The organism is Bradyrhizobium sp. IAR9 (assembly GCF_013408065.1).
Classification (GTDB): Bacteria; Pseudomonadota; Alphaproteobacteria; order Rhizobiales; family Xanthobacteraceae; genus Bradyrhizobium.
In genome coordinates, this window is record NZ_JACBZW010000009.1 from 146,425 (window position 1) to 166,491 (window position 20,067).

14 protein-coding genes are annotated in these 20,067 nt (G+C 65.8%); all 14 read right to left on the bottom strand.

Features of this window, described 5'->3' with window-relative positions; genetic code table 11:
- Positions 1-8 precede the first annotated feature (8 nt).
- The 14 genes from ligA to mraY all read right to left on the bottom strand — a co-directional run bounded on the left by ligA (position 9) and on the right by mraY (position 20,001).
- Positions 9-2,162 carry an NAD-dependent DNA ligase LigA gene (gene ligA / locus GGD67_RS23580; RefSeq protein WP_179736178.1) on the bottom strand — a complete coding sequence of 718 codons (2,154 nt, stop codon included), beginning with the start codon at positions 2,160-2,162 and terminating at the stop codon, positions 9-11.
- A 197-nt stretch (positions 2,163-2,359) separates the two neighbouring features.
- A complete protein-coding gene (gene recN, locus GGD67_RS23585) occupies positions 2,360-4,033 on the bottom strand; it encodes a DNA repair protein RecN (RefSeq protein WP_018318686.1) in 1,674 nt (557 codons plus the stop codon).
- A 13-nt stretch (positions 4,034-4,046) separates the two neighbouring features.
- Positions 4,047-4,937, bottom strand: a complete 891-nt coding sequence (locus GGD67_RS23590) for an outer membrane protein assembly factor BamD (protein WP_026202056.1) — start codon at positions 4,935-4,937, stop codon at positions 4,047-4,049.
- A gap of 245 nt (positions 4,938-5,182) precedes the next feature.
- On the bottom strand, positions 5,183-6,145 hold the full coding sequence (gene lpxC / locus GGD67_RS23595) for a UDP-3-O-acyl-N-acetylglucosamine deacetylase (RefSeq protein WP_018318684.1): 963 nt from the start codon (positions 6,143-6,145) through the stop codon (positions 5,183-5,185).
- A 363-nt stretch (positions 6,146-6,508) separates the two neighbouring features.
- Complete coding sequence (ftsZ, locus tag GGD67_RS23600; protein ID WP_179736180.1) at positions 6,509-8,308, bottom strand: cell division protein FtsZ; 1,800 nt, start codon at positions 8,306-8,308, stop codon at positions 6,509-6,511.
- A gap of 87 nt (positions 8,309-8,395) precedes the next feature.
- Entirely contained in the window at positions 8,396-9,718 is a 1,323-nt protein-coding gene (gene ftsA, locus GGD67_RS23605; RefSeq protein ID WP_018318682.1) for a cell division protein FtsA, read from the bottom strand.
- Positions 9,715-10,737 carry a cell division protein FtsQ/DivIB gene (locus GGD67_RS23610; protein ID WP_018318681.1) on the bottom strand — a complete coding sequence of 341 codons (1,023 nt, stop codon included), beginning with the start codon at positions 10,735-10,737 and terminating at the stop codon, positions 9,715-9,717. The genes ftsA and GGD67_RS23610 overlap by 4 nt, the downstream gene beginning before the upstream one ends.
- A gap of 349 nt (positions 10,738-11,086) precedes the next feature.
- Positions 11,087-12,073 carry a D-alanine--D-alanine ligase gene (locus GGD67_RS23615; protein WP_179736182.1) on the bottom strand — a complete coding sequence of 329 codons (987 nt, stop codon included), beginning with the start codon at positions 12,071-12,073 and terminating at the stop codon, positions 11,087-11,089.
- A 96-nt stretch (positions 12,074-12,169) separates the two neighbouring features.
- The gene (gene murB, locus GGD67_RS23620; RefSeq protein WP_179736184.1) at positions 12,170-13,090 is read right to left on the bottom strand and encodes a UDP-N-acetylmuramate dehydrogenase; all 921 of its coding nucleotides are present in this window, start codon (positions 13,088-13,090) and stop codon (positions 12,170-12,172) included.
- 193 nt (positions 13,091-13,283) lie between these two features.
- Entirely contained in the window at positions 13,284-14,687 is a 1,404-nt protein-coding gene (murC, locus tag GGD67_RS23625; protein ID WP_179736186.1) for a UDP-N-acetylmuramate--L-alanine ligase, read from the bottom strand.
- Between the two features lie 124 nt (positions 14,688-14,811).
- A complete protein-coding gene (murG, locus tag GGD67_RS23630) occupies positions 14,812-15,912 on the bottom strand; it encodes an undecaprenyldiphospho-muramoylpentapeptide beta-N-acetylglucosaminyltransferase (protein WP_092253460.1) in 1,101 nt (366 codons plus the stop codon).
- Between the two features lie 187 nt (positions 15,913-16,099).
- Positions 16,100-17,251, bottom strand: coding sequence for a putative lipid II flippase FtsW (ftsW, locus tag GGD67_RS23635; RefSeq protein ID WP_018318676.1), 1,152 nt, complete (start codon positions 17,249-17,251; stop codon positions 16,100-16,102).
- A 238-nt stretch (positions 17,252-17,489) separates the two neighbouring features.
- A complete protein-coding gene (gene murD, locus GGD67_RS23640; protein WP_179736188.1) occupies positions 17,490-18,890 on the bottom strand; it encodes a UDP-N-acetylmuramoyl-L-alanine--D-glutamate ligase in 1,401 nt (466 codons plus the stop codon).
- A gap of 7 nt (positions 18,891-18,897) precedes the next feature.
- On the bottom strand, positions 18,898-20,001 hold the full coding sequence (mraY, locus tag GGD67_RS23645; protein ID WP_018318673.1) for a phospho-N-acetylmuramoyl-pentapeptide-transferase: 1,104 nt from the start codon (positions 19,999-20,001) through the stop codon (positions 18,898-18,900).
- Positions 20,002-20,067 lie beyond the last annotated feature (66 nt).

Genomic DNA, 20,067 nt, shown 5'->3' on the forward strand with positions numbered 1-20,067 from the left:
AAGAAACCTCACTCCCCGATCAGCGTCAGCCACTCGTCCTCGGTCAGCACCTTGACGCCGTGCTTGTTGGCCTCTGCGAGCTTCGAGCCCGCGCCGGGGCCGGCGACGACGAGATCGGTCTTCTTCGACACCGAGCCCGACACCTTTGCCCCTAAGCGCTCTGCAGTCGCCTTGGCCTCGTCGCGCGTCATCTTCTCCAGCGAGCCCGTGAACACCACCGTCTTGCCGGCGACGGCCGAGTTGCTCTTTGGCTTCTCGGCGTCGACGATCTCGACTTCCTTGGTCAGCCGCTCGACGATGCCGCGGTTGTGGCTCTCGCCGAAATAATCGGCAATGCTCTTGATCACGGTGTCGCCGATCTGGTCGAGCGCGTCCATGTCGGCCATCGCCTCCTCGTCGCCGTGAGCGATCTTGAGGCAGGCGTCGTGGAAGGCGTCCCACGAGCCATAGCCGCGTGCCAGCGCCAGCGCCGTGGTCTCGCCGACATGACGCATGCCGAGCGCATAAATGAAGCGTTCGAGCGCGATTGTGCGCCGGCTCTCGATGGCGCCGAACAGATTGCGCACCGAGGTGGCACCGTAGCCCTCGATCTCCTCGAGTTTCAGCTTCGCGTTGCGCTTCTCCAGCGTGAAGATGTCGGCGGGCTCCTTGACCCATCCCTCGTCGAAGAAATACTGCAGCTGCTTCTCCCCTAAACCGTCGATGTCGAAAGCACGGCGCGAGACGAACAGCTTGAGGTGTTCGACCTTCTGATAGGGGCAGGCGAACTCGCCGCTGCAGCGGGCGCGGGATTCCTCTTCGCCGGCGGCGGTTGCGCCGCGGACGACGTCGGTGTGCAGCGGGCACGGGCACTTCTTCGGGAAAGAGAATTCCCTGGCGCTCTTCGGCCGCTTGTCGAGGACGACATCCACGATCTGCGGAATCACGTCGCCGGCGCGCTGGACCACGACGGTGTCGCCAATCCTGATATCGCGCCCCTCGCGCAGCACCTCGCCCTTGTTGCCGATGCCCTTGATATAGTCCTCGTTGTGCAGCGTGACGTTTTGCACGATCACGCCGCCGACGCCGACCGGCTCGAGCTTGCCGACCGGCGTGAACGAGCCCGTGCGGCCGACCTGAATCTCGATGTCGCGCAGCACGGTCATGGCCCGCTCGGCCGGGAATTTGTGCGCGATGCCCCAGCGCGGCGTGCGCGAGACGAAGCCGAGCCGCTCCTGCCAGTCGATGCGGTCGACCTTGTAGACAACGCCGTCGATGTCGTAGTCGAGCTCGGCGCGCTCTTCCTCGATGCTCTGGTGGAACGCGATCAGCTCCTCGACGGAATGACACAGCTTGGTCAGCGGATTGGTCTTGAAGCCGCAGCGCTCGAACCAGCCGATCATGCCGCTCTGCGTCGCTTCCGGCATCGCGCTCATCTGCCCCCACGCATAGGCGAAGAAGCCGAGGGGACGCGAGGCGGTGATGGTCGGGTCCTTCTGCCGGAGCGAGCCGGCAGCCGAATTGCGCGGATTGGCGAAGATGGTGTCGCCGGCCGCCTTCTGCCGCTCGTTGAGCGCGAGGAACGCCCTCTTGGTCATGTAGACCTCGCCGCGGACCTCGCAGATATCGGGGATGTTCCGGCCCTTCAGCTTTTGCGGTACGTCTTCGAGCGTGCGGATGTTGGCAGTGACATCCTCGCCGACCGCACCGTCCCCGCGCGTCGCCGCGGTGACGAGCTCGCCGCCCTCGTAGCGCAGCGACATCGAGAGGCCGTCGATCTTCGGCTCGGCGGAGAAATTGACCTTGTCGTCGTCGAGCTTCAGGAAGCGCACGATGCGGCCGACGAAGTCGCGCACGTCCTCCTCCGCAAAGGCGTTGTCGAGCGACAGCATCGGAACGGAATGCCGGACCTTCTTGAAGCGGCCTGACGGCGCCGCGCCGACCTTCTGCGAGGGCGAGTCCGCGGTGACGAATTCAGGAAAGCGCTTCTCGATCGCATTGAAGCGTTGGCGCAGCGCGTCGTACTCGGCGTCGGTGACGGTGGGCGCGTCCTCCTGATAGTAGCGCTCGTTGTGCCCCTCGATCTCCAGCGCCAGCCGCATGTGCTCGACCTTGGCCTGGGCCTTGGTGAGGTCGGCGACGTCGCGAAGCGGTGTTGTTTTGGATTTTGCTGCTCTGACCATGGTGCTTGGATACGACGGAGCGGGTAGCACGGTAAAGGCGTGTGGAAATCTCGTGCCCCGAACGCAGCGCAGCGCTCCCGGCGATGCGGAGCATCATCCGGTGCGGTGCGCTGCAGAGCCGGGGCCCACGTGGCAGAAATCTGGGTCCCGGCTCTGCGGAGCAGCGCTACGCGCTGCGCCGCGTCCGGGACACACAATCAAGCCGTCGCCGCCTTCAGCAGCCTCTCCGCCGCCGCCCTCGCCTCGGCCGTAATCTCTGCCCCCGCCAGCATGCGCGCGATCTCCTCGCGGCGGTGGTCGGCGGCCAGCGCATTGACGCGGGTGGCGACGCGCTTGCCCTTGTCGAGGGCATCCTTGGAGATCAGCAGGTGCTGGTCGGCGCGGGCGGCGACCTGTGGGGCGTGGGTCACGGCCATCACCTGCACCTTGCCGGCAAGCCGCGCCAGGCGCCCGCCGATAGCGTCGGCGACCGCACCGCCCACGCCGGTGTCGATCTCGTCGAACACCAGCGTCGGCGCCGAACCGCGGTCGGACAGCACGACCTTGAGCGCGAGCAGGAAGCGCGACAGCTCGCCGCCGGAGGCGACCTTCATCATCGGTCCTGCCTTGGTGCCCGGATTGGTCTGCACCCAGAACTCGACGCGGTCGAAGCCTTGCGGGCCTGGAGCTGCCTCATCGGTCGCGACCTGCGTCATGAACCTGGCGCGTTCGAGCTTGAGCGGCGCCAGCTCGGCGTTGACCGCCTTGTTGAGCTTCTCAGCCGATTTCTGCCGCACCAGCGACAGCTTCTTGGCGGCGGCGGCATAGCGGCTATCTGCCTCGATCGCGGCCTGCTCCAGCTTTTTCAGCCGCGAGGCGCCGGCATCGATCAGCACGACGTCGGCGGCGTATTTGGCGGCCAGCGCGGCGAGCCCGTCGACCGGCGTCGAGTATTTGCGCGAGGCGGCCCTCAGCGCGAACAGGCGCTCCTCGATGCGTTCGAGCTCGGCCGGATCGAAATCGGTCGCGGCGAGTGCCGCCTGCAGATGCTGGTCGGCTTCCTCCAGCGCGTTGATCGCCATGTCGATCGCCTTCACGGCCGGCTCGACCAGTGCGGGCGAATTGACGCCGCGGCGTTCCAGCCGGCGTACCGCCGCCGACAGCGTCGAGACCGGCGAATGGTGGCCGCCGACAGCCTCCTGCGCCTCGCGCAAATCGGAGGCGATCTTCTCACCCTGCATCATGGTGGTGCGGCGGTTGGCGAGCGAGGTTTCCTCGCCGTCCTTGGGCGCGAGCTGCTTCAGCTCGGCGGAGGCGTGGCGCAGATAGTCGGCCTCCCGCGCGGCGCGCTCCATGGCGGAGCGATGCTCCTCCAGCGCGGTGTTGGCGGTGCGGCGTGCGTCCCAGAGCGTTTCGACCGCGGCGACGTCCTTCTCCAGGCCGGCGAACGCGTCGAGCAGGCGGCGGTGGGTCGCGGCATCGACCAGCGCACGCTCGTCATGCTGGCCGTGGATCTCCACCAGGGCGGCGCCGACCGCCTTCAGCGTCTGCACGCTGATCGACTGGTCGTTGATGAAGGCCCGGGTGCGGCCGTCGGCGAGCTGCACGCGGCGGAGAATCATCTCGCCGGTGTCCTCGAGGCCGTTCTCGGCGAGGATTTTCGTCGCGGGGTGATTCTTGGGGACATCGAACACGGCGGTCACCTGCCCCTGCTCCACGCCGTGGCGCACGAGGCCCGCGTCGCCGCGGCCGCCGAGTGCCAGCGCAAAGGCATCGAGCAGGATGGATTTGCCCGCACCAGTCTCGCCGGTCAAAACCGCAAGGCCGGTGGCGAATTCGATATCGAGCCGTTCGATCAGGACGATGTCACGGATCGACAGACGCGCCAGCATGGAACCAAATTTCCTAGCCGAGACCCATCTTCTTGAAAGTCCGGCTGATCCAGGACCCCTGATTCTCGCTCGGTTCGAGACCGCCGGATTTTACAAGATTATAGGCGTCCTTGTACCAGCGGCTGTCAGGAAAATTGTGCCCAAGCACGGCCGCCGCGGTCTGCGCCTCGCCGACAATGCCGATCGCCATATAGGCCTCGGTCAGCCGGAACAGCGCTTCCTCGACATGGCGGGTGGTCTGGTACTGCGTGACGACGGTCTTGTAGCGGTTGATCGCAGCGGTGTAGTCGCGCTTCTGCGCGTAATATCGGCCGACATTCATTTCCTTGCCGGCAAGCTGGTCGCGCGCACCCTCGATCTTGGCCTTGGCGGATGTCGCGTATTCCGAGTTCGGATATTTGCGCACCACCTCTTCAAGGGCGGCGATCGCCTTCTCGGTGCGGGCCTGATCGCGGCTGGTGTCCGGGATCTGGTCGTAATGGGAGGCGGCGATCAAATATTGTGCATAGGCCGCATCCGGGCTGCCGGGATGCAGCGTGACGTAGCGGGTGGCAGCGCCGATGCAGCCGTCGAAGTCGCCGCCCTGGTAGGACGCATAGGCCGACATCAGCAGCGATTTACGGGCCCAGTCGGAATAAGGATGCTGGCGGTCGACCTCTTCGAACTTCTTGTTCGCCGCCTTCATGTCCTTCTTCTCGTTCATGAGGTACAGGCCCTCATTGTAGATCTTGTCGGCGGGCTCCTCGACGAAGGTGTCGTCCTTGGCGGTGAACTTGTCCCAGAGCGAGCCGGTGCCGCAACCGGCCAGCGGCACCGCGAGCATCATGAAGGTGACGGCCTGAAGCAGCCCGCGGGCTCGCGACGAGACCGAGAAATATCCGCGCGTCGTACGCTGTGCCGACATGAGTTTAAGCCCTGACGCCCTGTGATGCGGTGCCGCCAGCCCATGAACCCCGTCATGGGCGCGAAATGTAACCGTGGTGCCTGCCATGCGACCACGCCGATGTATCCGAAAAGCGATCTTTAACCAACCGGATAGGCAGGCATTTCGCCCGGATTAAGGCGAACGTGCCGCAATCCTAGCCGATCGTGGTTACCAGGAGTTTCCCGGGGTAAGCCGCTGCCTGAGGCAGGCGGCAACAGCTCTGTTCAGGACACGTCCGGCCCATAGGCCGCAGCGATCCGGCCGCCGACGATACCGCGACCGACCTCACCCACGGGGCGCGTGGTGCGGCGGGCTGCCTCGCCCTCGACCACCCGCCAGGCGGTACGGTCGGCGAGCAGCGCGGTCAGCACAGCGTGGTTGAGCTTGTGGCCGCCACGCACCGAGCGGTAGGCGCCAAGCAGCGGCAGGCCGGCCAGCGACAGGTCGCCGATCACGTCCAGCACCTTGTGGCGGGCGCATTCATCGGCGTAGCGCAGGCCCTCGGTGTTGAGCAGCCGCTCGTCGTCGAACACGACGGTGTTGTCGAAGGAGGCGCCGAGGGCATAGCCCGCGCTCCAGAGCCGCGCCACGTCGCTCATCAGACCGAAGGTCCGGGCCCGGCCGACTTCGCGGCGGAAACGCTCCGGGTTGAGCTCGAAGGCGTAGCTCTGCTGGCCGATGACGGGATTGGTGAAATCGATCTCGACCTCGACGCAGAACCCATTGGCGTAGGGCCTGATCTCGCCGAAGGAGTCGCCGATCTTGACTGAGATCGGCTTCAAAACCTGGATGAAGCGGCGCTGCGCCGGCTGGGTAACGATGCCGGCCTGGTCGATCGCCGCAATGAAGGCCGCCGCGCTGCCGTCCATGATCGGCACTTCGGGACCGTCGATCTCGATGGTGGCGTTGTCGACACCCATACCCCGCAGTGCAGCAAGCACGTGCTCGGCGGTGGACACCAGCGGACCGTTGCGATCGCCGAGGACGGTGGCGAAGTCGGTCGCGATCACCTGCTCGGCGGTCGCCTGAACTTCGCGGTCACTTCCCTCGAGGCCGGTGCGGACAAAAATAAAACCCGCGTCGACAGGCGCAGGCCCAAGGGTGAGAGTGACGGGAAGACCGGAGTGAACGCCTACGCCTGCCACGGAGGCTTGCGCACGAAGCGTTGTTTGCCGGCTAAATTTCATCAGGAACCCGCCCCACTACGACCCACTGCGACTTATACTGGACTCACTTGGCCGGCCAGTGCCGGGCTCCTGCGAATCCGTATCCCCAAGTCACGCCAAACCATAGTCACTGCCTCAAACAGCGCCAACTCACGCTTTTTTACCGATTGTTACCCCAAACCTGCCGTATTCGCGCCAAGGCTTAACCAAATTGCGCCGAGGTTTTGGGTCGCTTCCGGCAGTTTGACTGAACACCCAAACACGTAATTAATGATTTAAAATCAGTTGCTTGTCTGCGCAATCCGGACATGCACGGGATAAAAGGAAAGGTCCCGGCAAGCTTGTTGCCGGGACCTTTTTTCGTCTGCCTTATTGTAACAATCCTCAGGTCGCCTGCCGCCGCAGGAAGGCCGGGATATCAAGATGGTCGTCGCCCTGTGGCGCCGGCGCAACAGGCGCCGGACGGCCGTGCATGTCCAGACCCTGCGGCGCGGGGCGGCGGGCATACTCAGATACCGGCTCGCTCGATGCGATCTGCTGCGCCACGGTCTTCTGCTGGCGGCGCTCGGGCAGCGGCGGCATCGCGGGACCGGCGGTGCGGGCCGCGACCGGCGGCTCGCTTTCCTCGTCGCGACGGCCGAGGCCGACATTGGCGAGGCGCTGCAGCAGCGACAGGCGGGTCTTCTGCGGGGTCTCCTCCTCGACCTCGCCGCGGGCCTGGCGAATCTCGGCCTGGGCCGGCATCGGCAGCTCATCGAGGCGCGGCATCCGCGGCGCACGAACCGGCGCGCGCTCGGCCTGCGGTGGAATGAAGTTCTCCGGCGTCATCGGCTCCTGCATCGCGACCGGGGCCATGTCGGGCTCCGGGAACAGCGTCGGCTTCTGCGCGATCGGGCGCACGGTGACGTCACCATAGGTCTGCATCGGCGCGGGCGCCTGCGGGACCTCCGCAACAGCGGCGGCGATGGCGGCGAGCGCGGCACGCTCGACATTCGGACGGGGCGCCATCGGCGCGGCAGCGACCGGGGCTGCGGCCGGAATCTGGCCTTCCAGCTTCTGGGCGCGCTCAGCCATACGCTGATTGTCGGCGCGGAGCCGCGCGGTCAGGTCGGCCAGACGGCTCTCGGCGGCGACGGCGGGGGCTGCGGGAGCCTGCTGCGCCTGCGGCGCCGCGTTCGCAACCGGAGCGGAGGTCGCCTGGCTGTTGCGGGCGATCGCGGCCTGCTCGATGCCGGTGGCAACGACCGAGACGCGGATCAGGCCGTCGAGCGCTTCGTCGAAGGTCGCGCCGACGATGATGTTGGCGTCCTGGTCGACTTCCTCGCGGATACGGGTCGCGGCTTCGTCGACCTCGAACAGCGTGAGGTCCTTGCCGCCGGTGATGGAGATGAGGAGGCCCTTGGCGCCCTTCATCGAGCTGTCGTCGATCAGCGGGTTGGCGATCGCGGCTTCCGCGGCGGTCAGCGCGCGCTTGTCGCCGGAGGCTTCGCCGGTGCCCATCATCGCCTTGCCCATCTCGCGCATGACGGCGCGGACGTCGGCGAAGTCGAGGTTGATCAGGCCTTCCTTGACCATCAGATCGGTGATGCAGGCCACGCCCGAGTACAGCACCTGGTCGGCCATCGCGAAGGCGTCGGCGAAGGTGGTCTTCTCGTTGGCGACCCGGAACAGGTTCTGGTTCGGGATGATCAGCAGCGTATCCACGACCTTGTGAAGCTCGTTGATGCCGGCTTCGGCCGTGCGCATGCGGCGGCCACCCTCGAAGTGGAAGGGCTTGGTCACGACGCCGACGGTGAGGATGCCCATGTCGCGCGCGGTCTTGGCGATCACGGGAGCTGCACCGGTACCGGTGCCGCCGCCCATGCCCGCGGTGACGAACACCATGTTGGCGCCCGAGAGATGGTCGCGCAGCTCGTCAATCACCTCTTCCGCCGCCGCCGCGCCGACGTTCGGCTGCGAGCCGGCGCCGAGGCCTTGCGTGACCGCCGTGCCCATCTGCACGATGCGCTGCGCCTTCGACATCGTCAGCGCCTGCGCATCGGTGTTGGCGACCACGAAATCGACGCCCTGAAGGCCCGCCGTGATCATGTTGTTGACGGCGTTGCCACCGGCGCCACCGACGCCGAACACGGTGATCCGGGGCTTCAGTTCGTGAATATCAGGAACATTGATGCTGATGGTCATGTTTGCCTCTCGATCACGCGCGCGTGGGTTCGCCCCGGCCGGCGGCCGCGGGAGTTGGTGAAAGTCGGGAATTGCGGAAATGAATCATCAGAAGCCCTCGCGTAGCCATCGTCCGACCTTTCCGAAATAACCGCCGGTCCCTGTCTTGACCTGCTGCCGCGTATGCCGCGGTTCGACATGTTCGTGGTGAACATATTGCGGGTAGACGAGGAGTCCGGCCGGCACCGCGAACGCGGCGTTCTTCGCCTCGTTGGGCAGCCGGCCGAAGCCGAGCGGACGTCCGACCCGCACGGGCCGGCCGAGAATCTGGGTGCCGAGTTCGACGAGGCCGGTCAGCTGCGAGGCGCCGCCCGAGAGCACGACCCGGCCGTTGGGCTCTGAGGCGAAGGGCGAATCCTTCAGCTTGTCCCGAACCATTTCGAAGACTTCCTCGGCACGGTGCTTGACGATGTTGGCGATGGTGGCGCGGGAGACGATCTGCGGCAGATCCTGCTCGTCACCGGCTGTCGGCACAGACATCAGCTCACGCGAGTCCGATCCGCCGGTGATGACGGTCCCGTATAACGTCTTGATTCGCTCGGCATCGGCAATGGTCGCGGAGAGTCCGCGCGCAAGATCCATCGTGATGTGTTGCCCGCCGACCGCAAAACCCGCCGCATGCACGAAACGGCCGCCTGAATAAACGGCAATCGTAGTGGTGCCGGCGCCCATCTCGACAACGGCGGCGCCGAGATCGGCCTCGTCGTCGGTCAGCACCGACAATCCGGCGACGTAAGGGCTGGCCGCCATCGCTTCGACATTGATGTGGCAGCGCTCTACCGCCAGCATCAGGTTCCGCGCCACGGTGGCGTCGCAGGTGACGACGTTCATATCGACGCCGAACTGATGCGCAACCATGCCGCGGGGATCGCGGATGCCCTTGACGCCGTCGAGCGTGTAGCCGACCGGGAGCGCGTGCAGCACGGTGCGGCCTTCGCCGGTGGCATGACGCATGCCGGTGGAGGTGACGCGGCTGACATCGGCCTGCGTCACGGCGCCACCACGGATATCTGCGGCGGCTTCGACCAGCTGGCCGGAAAGCCGACCGCCGGAGACCGAGAGCAGCACGGACTCGACCCGCACCTTGGCCATTTTCTCCGCGAGCGCGACGGCCTGGCGCACGGCCTGCTCGCATTCGGTAAGGTCGATCACCGCGCCGGCCTTCATCCCGCGCGACTGGATCTGGCTGTAACCGATCAGTTCCACCGCATGGGTGCGGCCGCGCAGCGCCTCGCTCGGCGGCGACGGCTTCAGCCGCGCGATCATGCAGGCGATCTTGCTGGTGCCGATGTCGAGGCAGGCGACGAGGCCGCCGCGCTTGTGCGGCATCGGGCGCGTCTTCGGGGTCTGGGTGCGATCAAGACCGGTCATGCGGAATCCCCGGCCTTCTTTTTCTTCTTGTCCTTGAACAGCTCTTCGCGCGCCTTGGCGGCGTCCTCGGACAGCTGCACCACCAGGCGATCAGGCAGGCGCATGTCGACGGCGACGATGTCGCGCGAGAACAGCCTGTCCTCCTTGTCGAGCTTGGACAGCATCGCCAGCGCGTTGCCGACGTCCTGCTCGGGCAGACGGATGTCGAGACCGTCCTTGAGCCTCAGGTTCCAGCGCCGCTCACCGACGAAGATCGCGGCCTTGGTGATCGAGTTGACCTGCGGATAGCGCGCCAGCAGCGCGAGGAAATCGCGGGCCTGGGTCTCGGCGCCCTTGCCGACCACGAGCGGCAGCGACAGGAAGCGGCGCGAGACATAGGGTTCGAGCACGGCGCCGTCATCGGCGATGACCGAGAGCCGGCCGGCCTCCTGCCACAGCGCGAATGCCTTGCGCTCGGTGAGCTCGATCATCAGCTGGCCCGGATAGAGCTTCAGCACGGTCGCATCCGCGATCCACGGATTGGCCTTGAGCTTGTCGCGCACCGCGTCAGCATCGAGGAACAGCAGCGAGGAACGGCCGCTGACGCCGCCGATGGCCAGGATCTCGTCCTGGGTCAGATGCTTGCGGCCATTGATCACGACGGAAGTGATGCGGAACCCGGCGGAATTGGCCAGCGCGTTGCGGGCATCGCTGACCGCGGTGATGAAATCCTGGAGATGGCCGCCCTTGACGATGCCGAAGCCGGTGCTGCCGATCAAAAGCAGCACGGTCATGCTGATCCCGACCCGGCGCGGCAGATAGCGCTCCACCAATGCGACCACGCGCGGCGGCGGCTCACGCTCGATGATGGCCTTGGCCTTGATCTTGGCAGCAGCACGCGCGGCGTGAAGTCTTTGCTGGCGCTTGTCCTGCAGCCACTCGCGCAGAAGCACGACCGCTCCGACAGCGGCCGCCTTCAGGTCAGCTTGGGGCCTCAGCGATCTGAAAAACGACCGGGTGAGGCTTCCTGCTCCATCCATTGCACGAGCTCGTCAACAGTTTGCCCGCGACATCGCGCGGATCCTGGCGAACATGACGTCTTCGACGTGCCGGGCCGGGTGCTGGTCTTCAGCAGAAGAAGCCTCTCCCCTTCAAAGCGTTCGCTGGAGGTGACATCACCCCCGACAGCTCACGCGCCGGCAGCCAAAGCGCCATATGCGCCGCCAGCGTTAACCTTCGGACGTCCTGGTAAACAAAAGGTAAAGTTCGTTAACGTCCGGCGCATTTTGCCCCGCGACGTGAGGCATTTATGCCGCGATGTCCGGCATTTTACCGGTTTTGGACCCCAAACTGGCCCGTTTGGCCGATTCGGCCGTTAACCAGTCCTAATTATTTCCGCACGCGCTGCCCGGCGAGCTCCACCAGGCCGCGCAGGAAGTCGACGAATTCGATGCCCTCGGCTTTCAGCGCCTTGGGGTAGAGCGAGGACTTGGTCAGCCCGGGCAGCGTGTTGGTCTCGAGATAGACGAGGCCCTTGTCCGAGACGATGAAGTCCGACCGGGAATAGCCGGCGCAGGACATCGCGCGGTGCGCCAGCATCGCCTGCGCCTGCAGCGCCGTGGTGATCTCGGGTGCGAAACGGCCGGGGCAAATCTCCTGGGTCGACTTCAGGAGATATTTTGCGGCGTAATCGAAACTGCCCTCGCCCGGGATGATCTCGATCGGCGGCAGCGAGATGATCGAACCATCGGCGCGCTCCAGCACGCCGCAGGTCGCCTCGACGCCGGCGATGTAGGGCTCGATGACGTACTCTTCGTGCTTGGCCGCATTGCGGACGGCGACGAGATCCTGCTTGGCGTTGACGAAGATCAGGCCATAGCTCGATCCGTCGCGCGCGGGCTTTGCGATCAGCCTTCCGTATTGGGCAAAAGCCTCGTCGATGTTGTCGAGCGCAACGTTTTCCGGCGGGGTCACACCGCCGAGCGCCGCAAACCGCTTGGCCGCGAACTTGTCGAAGGCCAGATGCGAGGAGGCCGAGCCCGAGCCGGTGAAGGGCACGCCGCGCGCCTCGCACATCACCTGCAATTCGCCGTTCTCGGCACGTCCGCCATGCAGACCGAGCACCAGCACCCGATCCTCGGCCTTGGCCTGGTCGAGCGCCTGCGCCAGCGGGATGCCGCGCGTGCCGGGGGCGAACTCGTCCTCGAAGGGGCGGGCATGTTCGAGCAGCTGCTTCGACTGGACGGTGTGTACCTTGTCTTCGACGTCCCACCACCATAGATCGGCCTCGGGCAATGCCTGATGCAGGGCCTGGGCCGAGGCGACCGAAACCAGGCGCTCGCGGTTGGAGCCGCCGAAGAGGATGGTGATGCGCATTCGCTGCCTCGTGCTTTGTCATTCCGGGATGGTGCGCAAGCACCAGACCCGGAATCTCGAGATTCCGGGTTGCGCCGCGCGCCCCCGGAATGACTGTTAGGGGGAAACCCCAATCCGCTTGATTTCCCAGTGTAGCTCAATTCCGGAATTTGCCTTCACGCGTTCGCGCACGGTCTCGCCCAGCGTCTCGATGTCGTGCGCGGTGGCATCGCCCGTGTTGATCAGGAAATTGCAGTGCATCTCGGAGACCTGCGCGCCGCCGACGCGAAAGCCGCGGCAGCCGGCGGCATCCACCAGCTTCCAGGCGGAATGGCCGGGCGGATTCTTGAAGGTCGAGCCGCCGGTCTTCTCGCGGATCGGCTGCGCGGTCTCGCGATGGGTCTGCACCTCCGCCATGCGCGCGCGGATCGCCTCACTATCCCTGATCTCGCCGCGAAAGCGCGCGGAGGTGAAGATGATGGAGGGATCGACGCCGCTGTTGCGGTAGACGAACTTCATGTCGGCGTTGGAGAACACGTGCTTGCTGCCGTCTCGCCCGACGCCGCGCGCCTCGATCAATACGTCCTTGGTCTCGCCGCCGTTGGCGCCGGCATTCATGCGCAACGCGCCGCCGATGGTGCCGGGGATACCGAAATAGAATTCGAGCCTGCCGACATTGGCGGATGCAGCCACTTCCGCCACGCGCTTGTCGAGCGTGGCTGCACCGGCAGTGACGATATCGCCGCTGGCGCTGGCCTCGCCGAAGGCGCGCGGCGCCAGCCGGATTACGACACCCGCAATGCCGCCGTCGCGCACGATCAGATTGGAGCCGACACCGACGACATAGACCGGAACGTCGGGAGAAAGATGCGCGAGGAAGTAAGCGAGATCGTCCTCATCCGCCGGCGTGAACAGCACCTGGGCAGGGCCGCCGACGCGAAACCAGGTCAGCTCGGCCAGCGACTGGTTGGCCAGCAGCCGCCCGCGCAGCTCCGGCATCGCGGCTTTGAGAGCGGGAGTGATGTCGGGGAAGGTCATGCGTGAACACTCACCTCGTGTGAGGGACGCAAGCTTTCTCCATTCCCTCCCCCCTTGTGGGGGAGGGCCAGGGAGGGGGGTAGCCCCAAGCGAGATCGGAGTTTGTGGCTACCCCTCTCCCCCGCCCTCCCCCACAAGGGGGGAGGGAGCGCAGTTTGCCGTGCGGCTGCCTGCAAGCCTCCCATCGGCATTCTCACCCCAGCGCCTTCAACTGATCCGGCAAGGCATATGCCCATTGCGTGATGTTGCCCGCTCCCAGACACACGACGAGACCGCCGCTCTTGGCGATGCCGTGGACGATATTGGCCAGCTCGCCGGCATTCGGCAGCGGGACCACCTCGCGATGGCCGTGGGCGCGCAGGCCCGTGACGAAATGATCGCGGTCGATGCCTTCGATCGGCGCTTCGCCGGCGGCATAGACGTCGGCGACAACGACCGCATCGGCATCGTTGAAGCAGGTGCAGAATTCCTCGAACAGCGATTGCAGGCGGGTGTAGCGATGCGGCTGCACCACGGCGATGATCTTGCCGTTGGTGGATTCCCGCGCCGCCTTCAGCACCGCCGCGATCTCGACCGGATGGTGGCCGTAATCATCGATCACGGTGACGCCGTTCCATTCGCCGGTCTTGGTGAAGCGGCGCTTGACACCGCCGAAGCCGGCGATCGCCTTGCGGATTGCTTCGTCGGACACGCCGAGCTCGCGCGCGACAGCAATCGCCGCCGTCGCGTTGGAGGCGTTGTGACGTCCCGGCATCGGCAGCATCAAATCGGAAATCTCGTGCACGGCTCCGGTCTTGCGATCGCGGAACGCGACCTTGAACTTCGATCCGCCGCCCATCGGGGTCAGATCGACGAGCCGCGCATCGGCCTGCGGATTCTCGCCATAGGTGATGATGCGGCGGTCCTCGATCTTGCCGACGAGGCTCTGCACAATGGGATGATCGATGCACATCACCGCAAAGCCGTAGAACGGCAGGTTCTCGACGAAATGACGGAAGGCGTCCTGCACGGCCTCGAAGGTCTTGAAGTGATCGAGATGCTCAGGGTCGACATTGGTGACGATGGCGACATCGGTCGGCAGCTTCAGGAAGGTGCCGTCGCTCTCGTCGGCCTCCACCACCATCCAGTCGCCCGCGCCAAGGCGCGCGTTGGAGCCATAGGCGTTGATGATGCCGCCGTTGATCACGGTGGGATCGAGCCCGCCGGCATCGAGCAGCGTTGCGACCATCGTGGTCGTGGTGGTTTTGCCGTGGGTGCCGGCGATGGCGACGCAGCTCTTCAGCCGCATCAGCTCGGCCAGCATCTCGGCGCGGCGCACCACGGGAATGCGACGTTCGCGCGCCGCCATCAGTTCCGGATTGTCGCGCTTGATCGCGGTGGACACGACCACGACCTCGGCGCCGTCGACATTCTCGGCCTTGTGGCCGACCGAGACTTTTGCGCCCTTCTTGCGGAGGCGGTCGAGATTGTAATTGTCGGAAGCGTCCGAGCCCTGCACGGCATAGCCGAGATTGACCAGCACCTCGGCGATGCCGCTCATGCCGATCCCGCCGATCCCGACGAAGTGGATGGGTCCGATCTCGCGCGGCAGTCTCATGCTGTGTTCCCTGACCTCGCCGCCTTGCGCAGGCGGCATCTGGCGAAGGTCACGGCCAAATCAGCCGCGCGCCTTTCCTACTGGATGCCCCGCTTTAGAAGGCGAAGACAAGGGCTTTTTCGCGTCAGATTCCCGCGACCTTGACCACCAGATCAGCCAGTCGCTCGGCGGCGTCGAGCCGACCGGCGCCGCGGGCGGCCTGCGCCATGGCGGCAAGGCGCGCAGGCTCGGCGGCGAAGGCGGAGATTTCGGACGCCAACCGGTCGGAGGTGAACTCGGTCTGCGGGATGCGGATCGCGCCATCGACCTTGACCAGCACGCCGGCATTGGCGAACTGGTCCTGGTCGATCGAGCCCGGCAGCGGCACCAGGATCGAGGGCCGGCCGATCGCTGCGAGCTCGGCCACCGTGCCGGCGCCGGAGCGCGATACCACGAGATGGTTTGAAGCGAGCCGTGCCGGCAAATCGGTGAAGAACGGCGCCAGCTCCACCTTGATCTTGAGCTTGTCATAGACGGCGCGCACGCGTGCCATGTCCTCGTCCCGCACCTGCTGGGTCAGCATGAGCCGGCTCCACAGCGCAGGCTCGAGCCGCTCGATCGCACCAGGCACGATGTCGGCCATGATGCGCGCGCCCTGACTGCCGCCGACGACGAGCAGCCGCAGCGGGCCGTTCACCTCGGGCGCAGCGTAAGGCACGGCAGCCGCGGCGAGCACCGCCGGGCGCATCGGAGTGCCGACCGTCGTGGTCTTGCCTGATAGCGCCGGATCGCGGTCGAGCACGCCGGGCAGCGACGTCGCGATCGCGCGTACGCGGCCCGAGAGGAACCGGTTGGCGCGGCCGAGCACCGCGTTGGCGTCGTGAATAATGCCGGGTACGCCGGCGAATTTGGCAGCGACCAGCGGCGGCAGCGTCGGATAGCCGCCGAAGCCGACGACGGCAACGGGCTTCAACCGCTTGATCAGACTATACGCAGAGAGCGTGCCGGCAGCGAGCGTGAGCCCGGCATAGGCGAGCTGCAACGGATTGCGGCCCCGCGCGGTCTCGCTCGAAACAACGTCGATCATGTCCTTGCTGAACAGCCCGCTGTAACGTAGCGCGCGCTCATCCGTGACGAGGCGGACGCGAAAGCCGCGCCGGATCAGTTCGACGCCGAGTGCCTCGGCCGGAAACAGATGGCCGCCAGTGCCGCCCGCGGCGAGAAGAATCAGGGGGGAATTGTCCATGGTCGGGGAGTTTTACAGGGAGTTTTCAGTCATTGCGAGCCGGCCCACGATGCTCGTGCCCCGGGCGCAGCGCAGCACGCCGCCCTTCACAGCGTGGTGCGCTGCTGACCGGGGCCCAATCCTGCGATATGGGTGCGGCATTCTGGGTCCCGGCTCTGCGCTGCGCTTGTCCGGGACACGAGCGCAGCTACGCGTAACTCCGCATCGCGTCGGCATGGCCGCTGGCCTCGACCTCTGTGCGTGGGCGAAGCCGCGTCAGGGCCAGCATCATGCCGACACCATAGGCGAGCGACACGATCGAGGAGCCGCCATAGGAGATGAACGGCAGCGTCATGCCCTTGGCGGGGATCAGTTGCAGGTTCACCGACATGTTGATCGCGGCCTGCACGCCGAACAGGATCGCAAGACCCGAGGCGGCAAAGCGCGAGAACATGTCCTCATTGGCATAAGCGCGCGACAGCGTGCGGATCACGACGAAGGCGAACAGCGTCAGCATCGCCAGGCACAGGATGATGCCGAACTCTTCGGCCGCGACCGCGAACACGAAGTCGGTGTGACTGTCCGGCAGGCTGCGCTTGGCGATGCCCTCGCCCGGCCCGAGCCCGAACCAGCCGCCATTGTAGAAGGCTTCCATGGCGGTATCGACCTGGAAGGTGTCGCCCGAGGCCGGGTTCATGAAGCGCTTGATGCGTCCGGCCACGTGAGGAACAAAGAGATAGGCGCTGAACAGGCCGGCCGCACCGAGGCCCGCCAGGCCAAACACCCAGATCATGCGCATGCCCGCGATGAAGAACAGCGAGCCCCACACCATCAGGATCAGCATGGTCTGACCGAAGTCCGGCTCCATCACCAGCAGCGCGACCAGCATCATAAGCAGCACCAGCGCCATCGAGGTCGCCGGCATCTCCGGCCGCTTGGTCGATTCCGCGAACAGCCAGGCGGCGATCACGACGAACGACGGCTTTGCGATTTCGGAGGCCTGGATGTTGACGCCGAGCAGCGTGATCCAGCGCCGCGAACCCTTCACCTCCGGGCCGATCGCAAGCGTGAGCACGATCAGGATGATGCTCGCCGCGAAGATGATCAGCGCCGAGCGGCGGATTGCGCGCGGCGACAGGAAGGACACCCCGAGCAGCACCAGGCAGGACGGGAGCAGGAACAGCACGTGACGGCTGAAGAAGTGGAAGGGATCGAGCCCGATGCGGGTCGCAACCGGCGGACTTGCCGCCAGCGACAGGATCACCCCGGTCAGCATCAGCGCCAAAATGGCGCCCATCAGCGGCTTGTCGACGGTCCACCACCACTCGGAAAAGGGGGTGCGTTCTTCACGGGAGAGCATGGGCGGCCGCTTTCGGACAGAGGTCCGTCCATTGGTCGCCGAGGTTGGTTACCGCAGGGTTAAGGAAGTCGATAACATTGGAGATAGTGCGCAGCACCACCACACATGCTCGTCATGCCCCGCGAAGGCGGGGCATCCAGTACGCCGCGGCGGTCGACGTCTTCTCGATGGGCCTCTGGAATACTGGGTCACCCGCTTTCGCGGGTGACGACAGCGGAGAACGACGTGCCGGCGCGCCTCACACCACCGGCTTCACGCCCGGCAGCGCCTGCACCAGCTCGCGGAACTTTGTGCCGCGGATCTCGAAATTGCGGTACTGGTCGAAGGAGGCGCAGGCCGGCGAGAGCAGAACGACGGCGTCGGTGAGGCCTGAGGCTTCCGCGTCGCGCGCGGCGTTCTCGACCGCGACGTCGAGGGTCTGGCTGATCTCGTGCGCCACTTGCGTGCCCAGCGTTCCCGAAAACTCCTGCGCGGCCTCGCCGATCAGATAGGCCTTGCGGATGCGCGGGAAATAGCCGGTCAGGCCAGTGATGCCGCCGGCCTTGGGCTTGCCGCCGGCGATCCAGAAAATGTCGGCAAAGGACGACAGTGCGTGCGCCGTGGCATCCGCATTGGTGCCCTTGGAATCGTTGACGAACAGCACGTTGCCGCGGCGGCCGACCTGCTCCATGCGGTGCGCAAGGCCTGGAAAGCTGCGCAGCCCGCTTTGCAGAACATCGAGGCTGACGCCCATCGCGAGCGCAGCAGCGGCGGCGCAGGCTGCGTTCTGCGCGTTGTGCTGGCCGCGCAGCGAGCCGATGCCGCCGAGCGCGGCGATTTCGCTGCGGGCGCCGCCCGCGGTGCGCACGATATTGCCGTGCTCGACATGGATGCCTGAGGCCAGCGGATTCTTGACGGAGATCCGCACCACGGTCTTGCCGGCGCGGTCGAGCCGGTCGGCGATGTCGCGGCAAAAGCCGTCATCGACGCCGACGATCGCGGTGCCGCCGGCTTGCACGCCGGCAACCAAACGCTCCTTCACCGCGGCGTAGTGCGCGATGGTGCCGTGGCGATCGATGTGGTCCTCGCTGACATTGAGCAGGATGCCGACCGAGGGATCGAGCGAGGGCGTGAGGTCGATCTGGTAGGACGACATCTCGATGACGTGGACGCGGCCCATGCGTGGCGGCTCCAGCGACAGGATCGCGATGCCGATATTGCCGCCCATCTGGGTGTCGTAACCGGCGACCTTGGTCAGATGTGCGATCAGCGCCGTCGTGGTCGACTTGCCGTTGGTGCCGGTGATGGCGACGAACGGCGCATCCGGCGCGTGGCGGCGCCGCTCGCGGCAGAAGAGCTCGATGTCGCCGATCACCTCACAGCCCGCCTCGCGCGCCTTCAGCACGCTCCAGTGCGGCACTGGATGGGTCAGGGGCACGCCGGGCGCGAGCACCAGCGCGGTAAAATTCGCCCAGGACACGTTGCGCAGATCGGCAGTGATGAAGCCGGCCTGCGCGGCCTTGGCGACATTCTCGGCATTGTCGTCGGCGGCGATTACCTCGGCACCGCCGGCCTTCAAGGCGTGGCAGGAGGCAAGCCCCGAGCCGCCGAGGCCGAACACCGCGACCGTCTTGCCGGCGAAGGACGTGACGGGGATCATCGATCGATCACCGCAGCTTCAGCGTGGAGAGACCGGCCAGCGCCAGCATCACCGAGATGATCCAGAAGCGGATCACGATCTGCGGCTCGGTCCAGCCAAGCTGCTCGAAATGGTGATGGATCGGCGCCATCCGGAAGATGCGCTTGCCCGTGAGCTTGAACGACACCACCTGCACGATGACGGAGACCGCCTCCAGCACGAACAGGCCGCCGATCACCGCCAGCACGATCTCGTGCTTCACCGCGACCGCGATGGCGCCGAGCATGCCGCCGAGCGCGAGCGAGCCGGTGTCGCCCATGAAGATCGAGGCCGGCGGCGCGTTGAACCAGAGGAAGCCGAGGCCGGCGCCCAATAACGCACCACAGAGCACCGCGAGCTCGCCGGTGCCGGCGACATATTTGATCTGCAGATATTCGGCGAACACCGCGTTGCCGGCGAGATAGGCGATCATCGCAAAGCTCGCGGTCGCGATCATCACGGGAACGATGGCGAGGCCGTCGAGCCCGTCGGTGAGGTTCACCGCGTTGCCGGAGCCGACGATGACGAAGGCACCGAAGATGACGAAGAACCAGCCGAAGTGCAGCACGGTGTCCTTCAGGAACGGGATCGTCAGCGCGGTCGATGCGGGATCGCGGTTCAGCCGCACCAGCGCGTAGCAGGCCACCAGCGCGATCGCCGCCTCGATCAGCAGGCGAAGCTTGCTGCCGAACCCGGTCGTGGTCTGCTTGGTCACCTTGAGGTAGTCGTCATAGAAGCCGACGAAGCCGAAGCCGAGCGTCACCGCCAGCACGATCCAGACATAGGGGTTGAGCGGATTGGCCCACAGCACCGTGCCGACCGTGAGGCCGGACAGGATCATCAGCCCGCCCATCGTAGGCGTGCCCTTCTTGGCGAGATGCGATTGCGGACCGTCGGTCCGGATCGGCTGGCCCTTGCCCTGGCGGATGCGTAAGTGATCGATAATCCAGGGCCCGAACAGGAACACGAACAGCGCGCCGGTGACGACCGCGCCGCCAGTGCGGAAGGTGATGTAGCGGAATACGTTCAGGAAGGTGCGAACGGCACCGAAGCCCGGAAATGTGTTGGAGAGCTCGATCAGCCAGTAAAACATTCAGACGGTCCTATGGCGCCTTTGCGCACGCGGTCTTGGCCTTGATCTTCTTGAGCTTGGCCTCAA